The organism is Silvania hatchlandensis, from assembly GCF_025564065.1.
GTDB classification, from domain to species: Bacteria; Pseudomonadota; Gammaproteobacteria; order Enterobacterales; family Enterobacteriaceae; genus Enterobacter; species Enterobacter hatchlandensis.
The window spans coordinates 309,947-323,361 of sequence record NZ_JAMGZK010000054.1 but is presented as its reverse complement, the minus strand read 5'-3'; the positions used below and the strand labels follow the sequence as shown (position 1 = coordinate 323,361).

The 13,415-nt window shown below is 56.2% G+C and carries 12 protein-coding genes; 5 read left to right on the top strand and 7 right to left on the bottom strand.

Annotation, left to right across the window (positions count from 1 at the left end; translation table 11 throughout):
• Positions 1–10: 10 nt before the first annotated feature.
• Both M8014_RS20565 and M8014_RS20560 read left to right on the top strand, forming a co-directional pair.
• Positions 11–1,240: a sensor domain-containing diguanylate cyclase gene (locus tag M8014_RS20565; protein WP_271284228.1), complete on the top strand. Its 1,230-nt coding sequence runs from the start codon at positions 11–13 to the stop codon at positions 1,238–1,240.
• A 46-nt stretch (positions 1,241–1,286) separates the two neighbouring features.
• The gene (locus M8014_RS20560) at positions 1,287–1,853 is read left to right on the top strand and encodes a DJ-1/PfpI family protein (RefSeq protein WP_271284227.1); all 567 of its coding nucleotides are present in this window, start codon (positions 1,287–1,289) and stop codon (positions 1,851–1,853) included.
• A 62-nt stretch (positions 1,854–1,915) separates the two neighbouring features.
• On the opposite strand, the gene M8014_RS20555 is transcribed toward M8014_RS20560, so the two are convergent.
• On the bottom strand, positions 1,916–3,532 hold the full coding sequence (locus M8014_RS20555; protein ID WP_271284226.1) for a peptide ABC transporter substrate-binding protein: 1,617 nt from the start codon (positions 3,530–3,532) through the stop codon (positions 1,916–1,918).
• A gap of 184 nt (positions 3,533–3,716) precedes the next feature.
• Here M8014_RS20555 and mpaA point away from each other — a divergent pair, with 184 nt between their 5' ends.
• Positions 3,717–4,430 carry a murein tripeptide amidase MpaA gene (mpaA, locus tag M8014_RS20550; RefSeq protein WP_271284225.1) on the top strand — a complete coding sequence of 238 codons (714 nt, stop codon included), beginning with the start codon at positions 3,717–3,719 and terminating at the stop codon, positions 4,428–4,430.
• Here mpaA and ycjG read toward each other — a convergent pair.
• A complete protein-coding gene (gene ycjG, locus M8014_RS20545) occupies positions 4,421–5,386 on the bottom strand; it encodes an L-Ala-D/L-Glu epimerase (RefSeq protein ID WP_271284224.1) in 966 nt (321 codons plus the stop codon). The genes mpaA and ycjG overlap by 10 nt on opposite strands.
• 105 nt (positions 5,387–5,491) lie before the next feature.
• On the opposite strand from ycjG, the gene tpx reads away from it, so the two are divergent.
• On the top strand, positions 5,492–5,998 hold the full coding sequence (gene tpx, locus M8014_RS20540; protein ID WP_271284223.1) for a thiol peroxidase: 507 nt from the start codon (positions 5,492–5,494) through the stop codon (positions 5,996–5,998).
• Positions 5,999–6,037: 39 nt separating this feature from the next.
• Here tpx and tyrR read toward each other — a convergent pair whose 3' ends face one another.
• The 3 genes from tyrR to M8014_RS20525 all read right to left on the bottom strand — a co-directional run bounded on the left by tyrR (position 6,038) and on the right by M8014_RS20525 (position 10,150).
• Positions 6,038–7,579: a transcriptional regulator TyrR gene (tyrR, locus tag M8014_RS20535; RefSeq protein WP_271284222.1), complete on the bottom strand. Its 1,542-nt coding sequence runs from the start codon at positions 7,577–7,579 to the stop codon at positions 6,038–6,040.
• A 127-nt stretch (positions 7,580–7,706) separates the two neighbouring features.
• Positions 7,707–8,756, bottom strand: a complete 1,050-nt coding sequence (locus M8014_RS20530; protein ID WP_271284221.1) for a YcjF family protein — start codon at positions 8,754–8,756, stop codon at positions 7,707–7,709.
• Positions 8,753–10,150 (bottom strand): YcjX family GTP-binding protein, encoded by a 1,398-nt coding sequence (locus M8014_RS20525; RefSeq protein WP_271284220.1) that lies wholly within the window; start codon positions 10,148–10,150, stop codon positions 8,753–8,755. Before M8014_RS20525 ends, M8014_RS20530 begins: the two co-directional genes overlap by 4 nt.
• Before the next feature lie 155 nt (positions 10,151–10,305).
• On the opposite strand from M8014_RS20525, the gene M8014_RS20520 reads away from it, so the two are divergent.
• Entirely contained in the window at positions 10,306–11,316 is a 1,011-nt protein-coding gene (locus M8014_RS20520) for a LacI family DNA-binding transcriptional regulator (protein WP_271284219.1), read from the top strand.
• 33 nt (positions 11,317–11,349) lie between these two features.
• On the opposite strand, the gene M8014_RS20515 is transcribed toward M8014_RS20520, so the two are convergent.
• Together M8014_RS20515 and M8014_RS20510 are read right to left on the bottom strand one after the other, a co-directional pair.
• Complete coding sequence (locus M8014_RS20515) at positions 11,350–12,264, bottom strand: OmpG family monomeric porin (RefSeq protein ID WP_271284218.1); 915 nt, start codon at positions 12,262–12,264, stop codon at positions 11,350–11,352.
• A 67-nt stretch (positions 12,265–12,331) separates the two neighbouring features.
• Entirely contained in the window at positions 12,332–13,414 is a 1,083-nt protein-coding gene (locus tag M8014_RS20510; protein ID WP_271284217.1) for an ABC transporter ATP-binding protein, read from the bottom strand.
• Position 13,415: the final 1 nt, after the last annotated feature.

Genomic DNA, 13,415 nt, shown 5'->3' with positions numbered 1-13,415 from the left:
GGATCGACATATGCCAGCAGGGTTTGATGCGCTGAATGTTCTTAACACGCCCGTCTGGCTGGTCGCGCCGGTCACGGAATATCTGCTGTTCGCCAATTCTGCAGCCAAAGAGATAATGCATGACGCGACGCTGGATACCCTGCGTAAAGGCCCCAACTCTGCTCATGCCCAAAATGCCCTGTCGATGTACGTTCCGGACTTAAAAATAAAGCAGGATATCGTCGAGATCTGGACGGTAGGGCCCCACAATCAGCAGTTCAGTCTCACCTGTCGCCTCTCCCTTGCCACCTTTGAGGGGGTCGGCGAGGTGATCGTCTTCGAAGGGATTGCTCGCCAGCCGCCTGGCGGCCTGAAAGCCACGCGGTCCGCCACCTACCAGCGTAAGAAGCAGGGTTTTTACGCCCGGTTTTTCCTGACCAACAGCGCACCGATGCTGCTAATCGACCCCTCCCGCGACGGGCAGATTGTGGATGCTAACCTCGCCGCGCTCAATTTTTACGGCTATACCCACGATGCGATGTGCAGCAAGCACACCTGGGAAATAAACACCCTGGGCCGCAATATCCTGCCGGTAATGGCCGAAATCGCCCGTCTGCCAGGTGGCCATAAGCCGCTCAATTTTGTCCATCGCCTCGCTGATGGCAGTACCCGCCACGTGCAGACCTACGCCGGGCCCATTGAGATTTACGGCGACAAGCTGATGCTGTGCATCATTCACGATATCACCGAACAAAAAAGGCTCGAGCAGGAGCTGGAGCACGCCGCCCAGCACGATTCATTAACCGGCCTGCTCAATCGCCGCCAGTTTTATCACCTCACCGATCAAACCTCGCCATCCCAGCTGCCTGTGCAGCAGGAGTTCAGCCTGCTGCTGGTCGATACCGATCATTTCAAGCGCATCAACGATATGTTTGGCCACCAGAAAGGCGATGAGGTGTTGATCGCCCTCTCGCGGATGCTGGAAAGCGCCTGTCGAAAAGATGACTACGTGTTCCGCTGGGGTGGTGAGGAGTTTGTGCTGCTGCTGCCCCGCACCTCGCTGGAGGCGGCCATGCAGGTAGCAGAAACCGTGCGTGCAGCAGTCGCACACATTGCACTCCCGGGCCTGCCGCGTTTTACCGTCAGTATTGGCGTTGCGCGACATAATCCGGATGAAAATATCGACGCGCTGTTTAAGCGGGTAGATGATGCGCTGTATCGCGCAAAAAACGATGGGCGGAACAGAGTGCTGGCCGCGTAATAACACCCTTTGTATGTTACGTATTATTCCTTGAGGAGTGGTTTAGATGAGCAAAAAGATTCTGATGCTGGTCGGGGATTATGCCGAAGATTACGAAACCATGGTGCCTTTTCAGGCGCTACAGATGATTGGCCATCGCGTTGACGCAGTCTGTCCGGATAAAGCCAAGGGCGATTTCATCCAGACTGCGATCCATGATTTTGACGGTGCCCAGACCTACAGCGAAAAACCTGGCCACCGCTTTGTTCTCAACGCCGATTTTGCCGAAGCGAAAGAGCAGGATTATGACGCCCTCTTAATCCCCGGTGGACGCGCCCCAGAATATCTGCGCTTAAATGAGGATGTAATCAAACTGGTACAGGCCTTTGATAAAGCGGGTAAACCGATTGCCGCCGTGTGCCACGGCCCGCAGCTTTTGGCCGCCGCAGGCATCCTGAAAGGCCGCACCTGCAGCGCCTACCCGGCCTGCGCGCCAGAGGTACGACTCAGCGGTGGACAGTATGCCGACATTGGTATCGATCAGGCGCACGTTGACGGTAATCTGGTCACCGCGCCCGCCTGGCCTGCCCATCCCCAATGGCTGGCGAAATTTGCCGAAGTGCTGCAGCAGTAAATCGGGCATAAAAAAAGCGCCAGGCCTCGCAACGGAGGCTGGCGCTTTTTTTGCGTTAACGGTTAGTGCTTCTCGATATAAATAGTGCGGCTGTACGCCACGTCTTCCGGGTTATTAATAGGATAACCCTTCACCCAGGGTTTGATTAAACGCCCGTTGGTGTACTGGTAGATTGGTGCGATCGGCGCTTTTTCGGCGAGAATTTTTTCCGCCATGTTGTAATCCGTATTGCGGGCTTTCACCGTCGTCTCCAGCGCCGCCTGGCTAATCACCTTGTCATACGCCGGATCGTTGAAGCGGGAAATGTTGCCGGTGTGGGTGGAGGTCAACAAAGACAGGAACGTAGACGGCTCGTTGTAATCCCCGACCCACGAGGCGCGGATCACATCGAAATTGCCGGTATTGCGGCTGTCGATATAGGTTTTCCACTCCTGATTTTGCAGCTTCACCTCTACGCCGAGATTTTTCTTCCACATCGATGCGACCGCAATGGCGATCTTCTGGTGGTTTTCCGAGGTGTTGTACAGCAGGGTCAGCTTCAGCGGTTTCTGCGCATTGTAGCCCGCCGCCTGCAGCAGGGTTTTGGCCTGTGCATTCATCTCTTCCTGGCTCATCTGCTCGAATGGCGACGGCTCCGGGGTAAAACCGGCGGCTACGTCAGGGGTAAAGTGCCATGCAGGCTTCTCGCCGGTACCCAGCACTTTATCTGCCATGATCCGCCGATCGATGGTCATGCTCAGCGCCAGACGTACCCTGGCATCCGCAGTCGGGCCTTTCTGGGTGTTAAACGCGTAGTAGTAGGTTCCCAGCTGCGGCGGGGTATAGACCTGGCCCGGAATGTCTTTCAGCAGCTTCTGGTACAGGTTTTTCGGGAAGGATTCGGTAATGTCGATCCCGTCCGCGAGATAGCGTTTAGTGGCAGAGGACTCCTGGTTAATTGGCACAAAGGTGACGGTCTGTAGCACGGTTTTGGCGTTATCCCAGTAGTGGCCGTTGCGCTCAACCACCAGCTTCTCATTCACCACCCGCTCCTTCAGGGTATAGGCGCCATTACCCACCAGCGCGCCAGGGCGGGTCCACTCGAGGCCGCTCTCGACGTTGGCTTTTTGCACCGGATAGAAAGCAAAGCTCGCGGTCAGGTTCGCAAACCACGGCAGCGGTTTATCAAGCTGGATGCGCAGCGTGCGGCTGTCGACCGCCGTTACCCCGAGTTTATCCGGCGTGGCTTTGCCATCGATAATCGCCTGGGCGTTGGTGATGCCCGCCAGCGCGGCGAACCAGGCGAAAGGCGACGTGGTTTTAGGATCAACCAGACGCTGCCAGCTGTAGACAAAATCTTGTGCAGTCACCGGGGTGCCGTCCGACCACTGGGCATTGTCGCGCAGGGTAAAGGTCCAGACCCGGTTATCGTTGCTCTGCCAGCGGGTGGCGACGCCGGGCATTAGTTCACCCTTTTCGTTCTGATTCACCAGACCTTCGAACAGATCGCGGATCACCTGAATTTCGGGCAGGCCCACTGCTTTCGCGGGATCGAGGGAAGCGGGTTCATCTTTAATATGGCGCACCAACTCCTGCTTTTGCGCCAGTTCCGTTCCGGCAGGAACGTCAGCCGCAAAGGCGGAAGAAGAGAGGCCGCAGAGCCACAAGGCAGAACAAATCAGCGAAACCGGATGCTTCATGAGATCCCCTTTAAAAGGATGGGTAACGAGCAGAGGGTAATTATTTGTTTCAGAACAGGGTAATGCAAATATCTTCCGTCGAAAAGTTGATATATAGCGGATTTCGCTGCGGGCTTAAACTATTTGATTAACCGCGTGTTTTGCACAACACTGCCATTAAACTCTCTCTTTTTCAGGAACCTCTATGTCCTTTACCCGCCCACGAACGGAACGCGGCGCTTTTCCGCCGGGAACAGAACATTATGGCCGCTCGCTCCTTGGTGCTCCGCTAATCTGGTTCCCGGCGCCGCAGGCCGATCGCCACAGTGGCCTGATCATCGCGGGCACCCACGGCGACGAGAACTCATCGATTGTAACCCTCTCCTGCGCGCTGCGAACCCTGGCCCCGGAACAGCGGCGCCATCACGTGGTGCTGACCGTCAACCCGGACGGCTGCCAGCTGGGGTTACGTTCGAATGCGCGCGGGGTAGATTTAAATCGCAACTTCCCTGCGGCCAACTGGCGGGCCGGTGAAACGGTCTACCGCTGGAACAGTGCGGCACAGGATCGGGATGTGGTATTGCTGACGGGGGAAAAGCCCGGTTCAGAGCCGGAGACGCAGGCGCTGTGTCAATTGATCCATAAGCTGCATCCAGCCTGGGTGGTGTCGTTTCACGATCCGCTGGCCTGTATTGAAGATCCCGCCCATAGCCCGTTGGGAAGCTGGCTGGCGGATGCGTTTTCGCTGCCGCTGGTCACCAGCGTCGGATACGAAACGCCGGGGTCGTTTGGCAGCTGGTGCGCCGATCTGAGCCTGCACTGCATTACCGCCGAGTTCCCGCCGATCTCGTCAGACGAGGCCAGCGAGAAGTACCTGAATGCAATGACCTGGCTGTTACGCTGGGAACATCAGAGATGAACCACGCCGGTGGTAAAGTGCAGCGCGGGGGAGACATCCACCGCCAGCCAGGTGGGGCCATCGAGATCGGCAAACATCACCTCGCCCGCCAGCGGTAAGGCAGCACTAATCGCCCGCGACGTGCAGAGCATGCAGCCGAGCATCAGGGAAAAACCGCCCCTGCGCGCCTCGGCGGCCAGCGCCAGCGCTTCGGTGATGCCGCCGGTTTTATCCAGCTTAATATTCACCATCTCGTAGCGCCCTTTCAGCGCGGGCAAACTCGCGCGAGAGTGGCAGCTCTCATCAGCACAGATCGGCAGCGGATGGATGAAATTCTCCAGCGCGGCGTCGTCCCCGGCCGGCAGGGGTTGCTCGAGCATGGCGACGTTTAGATCCGCCAGCAGCTGACAGCGCGCCGCCAGCCCTTCGCCGTGCCAGGATTCGTTAGCATCGACAATCAGCGTGGCCTGCGGGACGGCATCCCGGATGGCTACCATCCGCTCGCTAATTAAATGATCGTCCAGCTTCACTTTCAGAAGCCGCGCTCCGGCGGCGTACAGCGCTTTGGCACTGGCCGCCATCTGCGCCGGTTCACCAATCACCACCGTCTGGGCGGTGACAACCGTCTGCGGCAGCGTCGCACCGGTCAGTGCGGCAAGCGTAACGCCCTGCTGGCGGGCCGCTAAATCCCACAGGGCGCTGTCAACAGCATTGCGCGCCGCACCGGGAGGCAGCAGATCCTGCAGCGCTTCCCGCGTCAGCCCGCGCTCCAGTTGGGGTGCCAGCGACATCACCTGGGCCATCACCGAGGCGATACTCTCCCCGTAGCGAGGATACGGCGTGCATTCGCCAACCCCTTTCACACCCTCTTCTTCGATCTCGACCACCACCACGCAGGCTTCGCTCCGGGTTCCCCGGGAGATGACAAACGGCGTATGCAATGGCCAGGCTTCTTCGTAAACCTTGACGGTCCTCATCTCTCACTCCTGTAGGGCGACTTCGTGTAAATAGCGTTTGCCGTGTTATCAGCTGATGACATACACTAGCGGCGACGTTAACTATATGTAAACAGGAAGATATCTATGTCACAACTCGTTCATTTCCAGGGCAACCCGGTTTCAGTTGCAGGATCCATTCCTCAGGCTGGTAGCAAAGCGCAGGCTTTTACTCTCGTAGCAAAAGATCTGTCTGACGTCGTGCTGAGCCAGTTTGCCGGCAAACGTAAAGTGCTGAACATTTTCCCAAGCATCGATACCGGCGTGTGTGCCGCTTCCGTGCGTAAATTCAACCAGCTGGCGACTGAAATGGACAACACTGTTGTGCTGTGCATCTCTGCCGACCTGCCGTTCGCTCAGTCCCGCTTCTGCGGTGCAGAAGGCCTGAGCAACGTTATCACCCTGTCCACCCTGCGTAGCCCTGAGTTCCTGCAGGACTATGGCGTCGGCATCGCTGAAGGCGCCCTGAAAGGCCTGGCTGCCCGTGCCGTGGTCGTGGTTGACGAAAACGACACCGTCGTCTTCAGCCACCTGGTGAATGAAATCACCACCGAGCCAGACTACACTGCCGCGCTGGAAGCACTGAAAGCGTAAGTGCATAAAGAAAGCCTCCTGACGGAGGCTTTCTTGTTTTTACTCCTCGCCCTTCTTCTGGCTCAGACCATACTCGCGCAGCTTATTGGCAATCGCGGTGTGTGAAACCCCAAGCCGTTTCGCCAGCTTACGCGTGCTCGGATAGTTACGATACAGCTGCGTCAGCACCGAGCGTTCAAAGCGGCTGGTAATATCATCCAGCGACCCTTCCATCGCCTCTTCGCCTACCGCCACCGATCCGGCATCGTAATCCGGCAGCAGAATGTCCTGCGGTCGCAGTTCGTAGCCTTCCAGCTGGGTCAAGGCGCGATAAATTGCATTCTTCAACTGACGGATATTTCCCGGCCAGCCGTAGCGGGTGAGCACGTTATTGAGATCGGCAGAGAACTTCGGTCGCGGGATCCCCTGCTCGTCGGCAAAGCGCGCCACAAACAGTTCGGTCAGCGGCATGATGTCCTGCGGACAGTCGCGCAGCGGCGGAATATTCAGGGTCAGCACGTTCAGACGATAGTAGAGATCCTCCCGGAAGACGCCCTTTTGCACCAGCTCGACCAGATTCTTCTGGGTGGCGCAGATCACGCGCACATCCACATGCACCTCATGATCTTCCCCGACCCGGCGGAAGGTGCCGTCGTTGAGGAAGCGCAGCAGCTTGGCCTGCATCCGCGGTGACATTTCACCGATCTCGTCCAGCAGCACCGAGCCCCCGTTGGCCTGCTCGAAGAAGCCTTTTTTGCCCTCCGGCGCGTGGCCGAATAGCTCGCTTTCCACCGCATCTTCCGGAATCGAGGCGCAGTTTAACGCCAGATACGGTTTGGCCGCACGCGGACCGGCCTGATGGACCGCATGGGCCAGCAGATCTTTGCCCGTTCCGGTGTCGCCGGTGATAAGCAAAGGTGCCGCCAGATTCGCCAGCTTGCGCGCCTGATCGACCACATGACGCATTTTCGGACTCACCGCCACAATCTGGCTAAAGGCGCTGACATCCGGGCTCGCCAGGTTTTGCAACTGACGTCCCATTCGCACCGTGGAGCGCAGCATGATAACTGACCCGGTCAGGGTGCTGAGGTTGTTTTCGCCCTGCAGGTAGACCGGCGTGATCTCCATCAGGAAGTTCTGTCCGTTGATGACCACGTGTTCGCTGTGCGTTGACTGCGGGTTGCTCTCCAGCCAGCGCTGGAAATTGAAGCCGGGGATCAGCTGGGCGGCATTGTGGCTGCTCAGTTTGTCCTGCTCCTGGGCAAACAGCTGGCAGCTCGCCAGGTTGGCGCGTTCAATTTTGCCTTTCAGATCAAGGGACAGAAAGGGTTCCGGCATCGCTTCGAGCAGCGCGCTCAGGGCCAGATGCTCGCGTTCGGAGGGCATCCAGGGCACGGTGCGAACATCCGTAACGCCAGCGATACGGCGGATTTCAGCCATTAAACTGCTGAATGTATCGAAGGCAATTTCAGCAAAGTTCAGATAAATCTTCCCGATTGGGTCAATCTCGATGCCGCGCAGATCAATGCTACGCAAAACAAGGAGATCGAGTAACTCGCGAGTCAGGCCGAGACGGTCCTTACAAAACACTTCCAGACGCATGGGAAAATCACTCTATAGGCGGTAACACTGAAATGATAAGCCAGATATCGGCAATCGGGAAGACGGCTGTCAACAAATATTGACAGCCTGAGCGTTTAGTGGCGGAGTTTTGTGCGCGGCATTAAGGTTACTGCGGTTTTTTAGTCAGGGTTTCTTTTAGCTGACCGATTAATTCACGACGAAAATCGCCCAGACGCGGTTTATCGTCCTCTGTCCACGGCAGTGGACGGCACAGCTCCATCGCTTTAATCCCCAGTCGGGCCGTCAGCAGCCCGGCACCAATACCCTGCGCCGCGCGCGCCGAAAGCCTGGCGGCCAGATCCTGCGACATCCAGTCCATCCCCACTTCACGCACCAGCTCGCTGGCCCCCGCGAAGGCGATATTCAGCAGCACCAGGCGGAACAGACGCAGGCGACTGTAATAGCCCAGTTCGATGCCATACAGGGTGGCAATGCGGTTAATCAGGCGCAAGTTGCGCCACGCGATAAAGGCCATATCCACCAGCGCCAGCGGGCTGACGGCGATCATCAAGGTGGATTCGGCGGCCGAGCGGCTGATCTCGCGCCGGGCCTGGGCATCCAGCACCGGCTGTACCAGATGGATATACAGGGACACGACTTCCCGGTCGTTTTGCGTTTCGTGGATCGCGGCATACCAGCGCTGCAGGGCCGGATGCGATTGATCGAGCCCGGCCTGCTTTGCCAGTTTTTCGCAAAACGCGCGTCCTTTACCGGTGCCGTGGCTGTGGAGCAGATCCCGGGCTTCGTCGCGCTCATGGGCCCGCTGGCGCAGTCGCCACAGGCGTCGCCATTCGCTGGCAATCGAGCCAACGCCAGCCCCGACGATCAATGCCCCGGCTGCACAGCCGCCCAGCGCCACCCAGTCCTGAGTTTGCCAGGCGTTCATCGCCCACTGCACGCCCTGGCCGACGACCGTCACGCCAGACAGTAACAGCCCTGCGGTGACCATTTTTCGCCACAGGCTGCGTTTTGGGCGCAGCGCGGCGTCCACTACCGCCTCGGCCTGCCCCTCTTCTGCGGGCAACATCTCTGTGACCGCCGGGGCAAAATGCTCGGCCTCGGCGTCAGCAAAGATTTGCGCGGTTTTAAAGGCTTCGCGATTTTCCTGCTCCAGCGTGCCGGTAAAATCGATGCGCGGTTTCAACGGTTCGGTCATCGCAACTTATCTCCAATTAAAAACTCCAGCGCGGCATCGAGGCGAATATGCGGCAGCGGCTGGTCAACATTCATCATCTGCGGGCGGAAAGCCTCGAACTGGAAGCCCTGATTTTGCCAGAACGCCTGGCCCGGCAGACGGGCGGGCACTTCTCCCGGATAGACCGTCAGCGGCTCGCCGTCGCTCAGACGGTTGCCGCGCAGCGCCGGGATCTTTTCGCCGTTGACGTCGATCAGCCCGCTCTGGGTAGCCTGCACTGAGGCAAGCCCCAGGCAGTCCATGCTGATGCCTTCAAAGGCGGCGTTTTGCCACGCATCCTGCACCAACTGTTGCAGCAAAGAAACCATATTGGCGTGCTGATCGACCGTGACGTGGTCAGCCTTGGTGGCGGCAAACAGCAGCTTGTCGATAACCGGAGAGAACAAACGCCGGAACAGCGTCCGCTGCCCGTAATGGAAGCTCTGCATCAGTTGGGTGAGTGCCAGGCGCATGTCGTTAAACGCCTGAGGCCCGCCGTTAAGCGGCTGCAGACAGTCCACCAGCACAATCTGGCGATCGAAGCGCAGGAAGTGGTTTTTATAAAAGCCCTTCACCACTTTCTCGCAGTAGTAGTTAAAACGCTCGCGCAGCATGCCCGCATTGGTGTGCTTATCCGCCTGCGCCAGCTTCGACTCGCCCACGCCATCCACATCCGGCCACGGGAAAAATTGTAGCGCCGGAGCACCTGCCATATCGCCGGGCAGCACAAAACGGCCCGGCTGGATAAAGTGCAGGCCATGGTGTTTACAGGTGTGCAAATACTCGGTCCAGGCATCGGCGATGGCCGCCAGCCGGTTTTCGTCGGCCGGCGCCAGCGGATCCAGCCCGGCGCACAGCGCACGCCATTTGGCCGACCACTCCTCCCGCTGTCCGTGCAGCAAACCGGTCATCTGTCGGGACCAGCTTAAATAATCCTGGGCCAGCATCGGCAGGTCGAGCAGCCATTCGCCGGGATAATCGACGATCTCCAGATACAAAGTAGAGGTATCGCGAAAGTGGCGCATCAGGGAGTCGTTCGAGCGGTAGCGCAGCGCCAGACGGATTTCACTCACCCCGCGGGTCGGCGTTGGCCAGCTGGGCGGCGCGCCATACAGCTGGGCGAGCCCTTCATCATAGGTAAAGCGCGGAATGCCAAAATCGCGCTGTGGCACGCGTTTAACGCCAAGCAGGCGCTCTTCACGCACCGCGCTTAATAGCGGCAAGCGCGCCCCCGTATGCAGGTTCAACAGCTGATTGACCATCGCCGTAATAAAGGCGGTTTTGCCGCTGCGGCTCAGTCCGGTAACCGCGAGGCGCAAATGACGGTCAACCCCGCGATTAACCAGAGAATTAAGTTCATTTTTAAGTCGCTTCATCGCCGTCCTTCATTGCGTGGAACTCTGAAATCACTTGCTTCAGAATACAATAAATGGGGGCAGATCGTTGATTATCAATTCATAATTATTGCTATTGCCGTTTTCTCTCCAGTAAGATGAGCCAAATTGCTGTCTTTCAGGAGCGAGTAAGGTGTATGTCACCCACCATTTATGATATTGCGCGAGTTGCAGGCGTTTCGAAATCAACCGTGTCCAGAGTTTTGAATAAGCAAACAAATATTTCACCCGAAGCGCGCGAGAAGGTGCTCAAGGCAATTGCAGAATTAAATTATGAACCCAATAAACTCGCCCGCGCCCTGACCTCTTCCGGCTTTGATGCCATAATGGTTATTTCAACCCGTTCTACCAAAACTACAGTCGGCAATCCTTTTTTCTCTGATGTGCTGCATGCCATTACTGCGAAAGCGGAGCAGGAAGGTTTTGACGTTATTTTGCAGACATCAAAAAGCAGTGAAGATGACCTGCTGAAATGTGAAAACAAAATAAAACAGAAAATGATTAAAGGGATCATCATGCTGAGTTCACCGGCAAATGAGTCCTTTTTCTCCAGACTCGATGCCTACGGTATTCCAGTGGTTGTGATCGGTAAAGTAGAAGGTAATTTTGAGAACATTTACTCTGTAGACACCGATAATTATCATGACAGCGCCACACTGACAGAGACTTTTATTAAACAGGGTCGTCATGATATTGCCTGCCTGCATGCCCCCCTCGATTATCACGTTTCGATCGATCGTCTTGCAGGTTATAAGGCCAGTCTTGAAAAACATCAGGTCACTATTAAGCCTGAGTGGGTCATCGACGGCGGTTATACCCATGAAAGTGCGCTCGCGGCGGCCATTCAATTGTTGTCCTCGCCTATCCCGCCGAATGCGGTATTTGCCACCGACAGCATGAAGCTGCTTAGCCTCTATCGCGCAGCGGATGCGTTAAATATTAAGATCCCTGAGCAGGTTGCAGTGGCGGGTTACAGTGACCCAATGCTGTCGCTCATTTTGACCCCCGTGCCCGCCGGCTTTGATATCCCGACGCGCAAACTGGGTGAAGAGAGTTGCGAGCTTCTGTTCAGACGTATCGCTGGTCAACCCGCGCCGCGAAAGGTGCTGGTGGACACCCATTTTTCCTGTGCTGAGTCTCTGCGCTAACACCAGGGGCGATAACCCCTGGTGTACAACCTGTCAGAACGCGTAATTTACCCCGATACCTGCATAGTGGAAGCGATCGCTTTCACCTTCATCATGGTGTTCCCATTCATAGGCATATTCCAGGGTCATCGATAAACCATTGCTGAAATCATAGGCATAGAGCAGGCCAAGTCGGTTAAAGTCATGCCCCTCTCGGTCAGGATCGTCTTGCCAGTCCCAGTTTGACCAGCGATCAAGACCGAGGCGAGTATAAGGCGTCAGGGTGGTGCTGCCTAACGAAAGCGGCAGATAGGCGCGGATTTCCTGCGTGGAAAATTCGCCATTATTGCGCGAACTATCCATATTAAAGCCACGCTCTAAATAGTAGTTAATTTTGGCCGAAATCGTTTCGTTGATAGTCCAGGTAAAGCCGGTTTCAGTTTCGACCCGACTGTCAGAATAGCCGGTTTCTTCCAGGTCATTGGCAAACTGATACATAGCAAACCAGCCGCTAAAGCGCCAGTCGTTGGTCAGTTTCAGATCCCAGTCCGGCTGAATTTTGTAGCGCTGCATATTTGCAGTTCCGTCTTTAGCACCCTGTTCATCTTTAAAATGATAACTGTAATTACGGAAGCCGCCGGTCAGGCCAAGAACAAAGTCATCGGTACCGATAATGCGATAACGCAATTCAAATTCTGGACGATCGAAATAGGTGCCACGGGTCATGCTGCTATAGTCAACCGGCCCTTCCTGATACATCGCCATGGCAATTGTCCAGGCATCCCATGTGGCATTAAACCACACGGAGGGTTCATATAACCCATCTTTATCGTCGCCCTGACCTTCGACATTTTCAATTTCATACATAGCACCAATATTAAAATCCCAGTGTTTTTCGGTTTCCGTTGCCTGCGCGCAGCTAACCCCTGCGCATAGAACAAGCGCAGCGCTTTTTAGTAGAGTACTCATTAAAATATTCCCTATATAATTAACAAACACAAAAGCCGGGAATGGGTATTCCCGGCGAACGAACTTATTATTGGATTGCCATTTCCGTTTCCGCGTCGAAGAAATGGCACTTATTCATATCGAAGCGGATGTCGATATTATCCCCTGCCGCATAGTCATTTGATGCGCCCGCTCGAACGACCAGTTCATGCCCCCCAACGCTGGCGTAGAGCATAAATTCGGCGCCTGTCAGCTCCGCGACGCTGACTTTCGCGGTAATGCTTTCACCCTCGCCCTGTGGTGTAACAATATCTTCCGGACGGATGCCGAATACCACGGCTTTACGCTGGTACCCCTGGCTATTCAGCGCGGTGAGTTTGTCTTCAGGGATCTCAAGCCGCAGTGTTTCGGTGACGAAATAGCGATCGTCTATCGCGCCGCGGATGAAATTCATCGCCGGAGAGCCGATGAAGCCCGCGACAAAAATATTTGCAGGCTGGTTATACACCTGTTTTGGTGCCCCCACCTGCTGAATGATGCCGTCTTTAAGGATCACAATCCGGGTCGCCATGGTCATGGCTTCCGTCTGATCGTGGGTCACGTAGATCATGGTGGTGTTAAGCTTCTGGTGCAGCTTGCTGATTTCAGCGCGCATCTGCACCCGGAGCTTGGCGTCGAGGTTCGAGAGCGGTTCATCCATCAGGAATACCCCGGCTTCGCGCACGATTGCCCTGCCTAATGCCACGCGCTGGCGCTGGCCTCCAGACAGGGCACCAGGTTTGCGCTTAAGGTAATCGCGCAGACCCAGAATTTGCGCCGCCCAGTTCACCCGCTCTTCAATGATTGCTGGCGCAATTTTTTGCATCTTCAGGCCAAACGCCATGTTGTCGTAGACCGTCATGTGCGGGTAGAGCGCGTAGTTCTGGAAAACCATGGCGATATCCCGGGATTTGGCCGGGACATCATTCATGCAGACCCCATCGATCACCAGTTCACCTGCACTGATCTCCTCCAGCCCGGCAATCATACGCAGGGTCGTCGATTTACCGCATCCAGAGGGACCGACGAAGACAATAAACTCTTTATCCTCTATTTCGAGGTTGAAATCCTTTACCACGTGGACATGGTTATCATAGATTTTCTGAATATGTTTCAGAGACAGTTGAGCCATT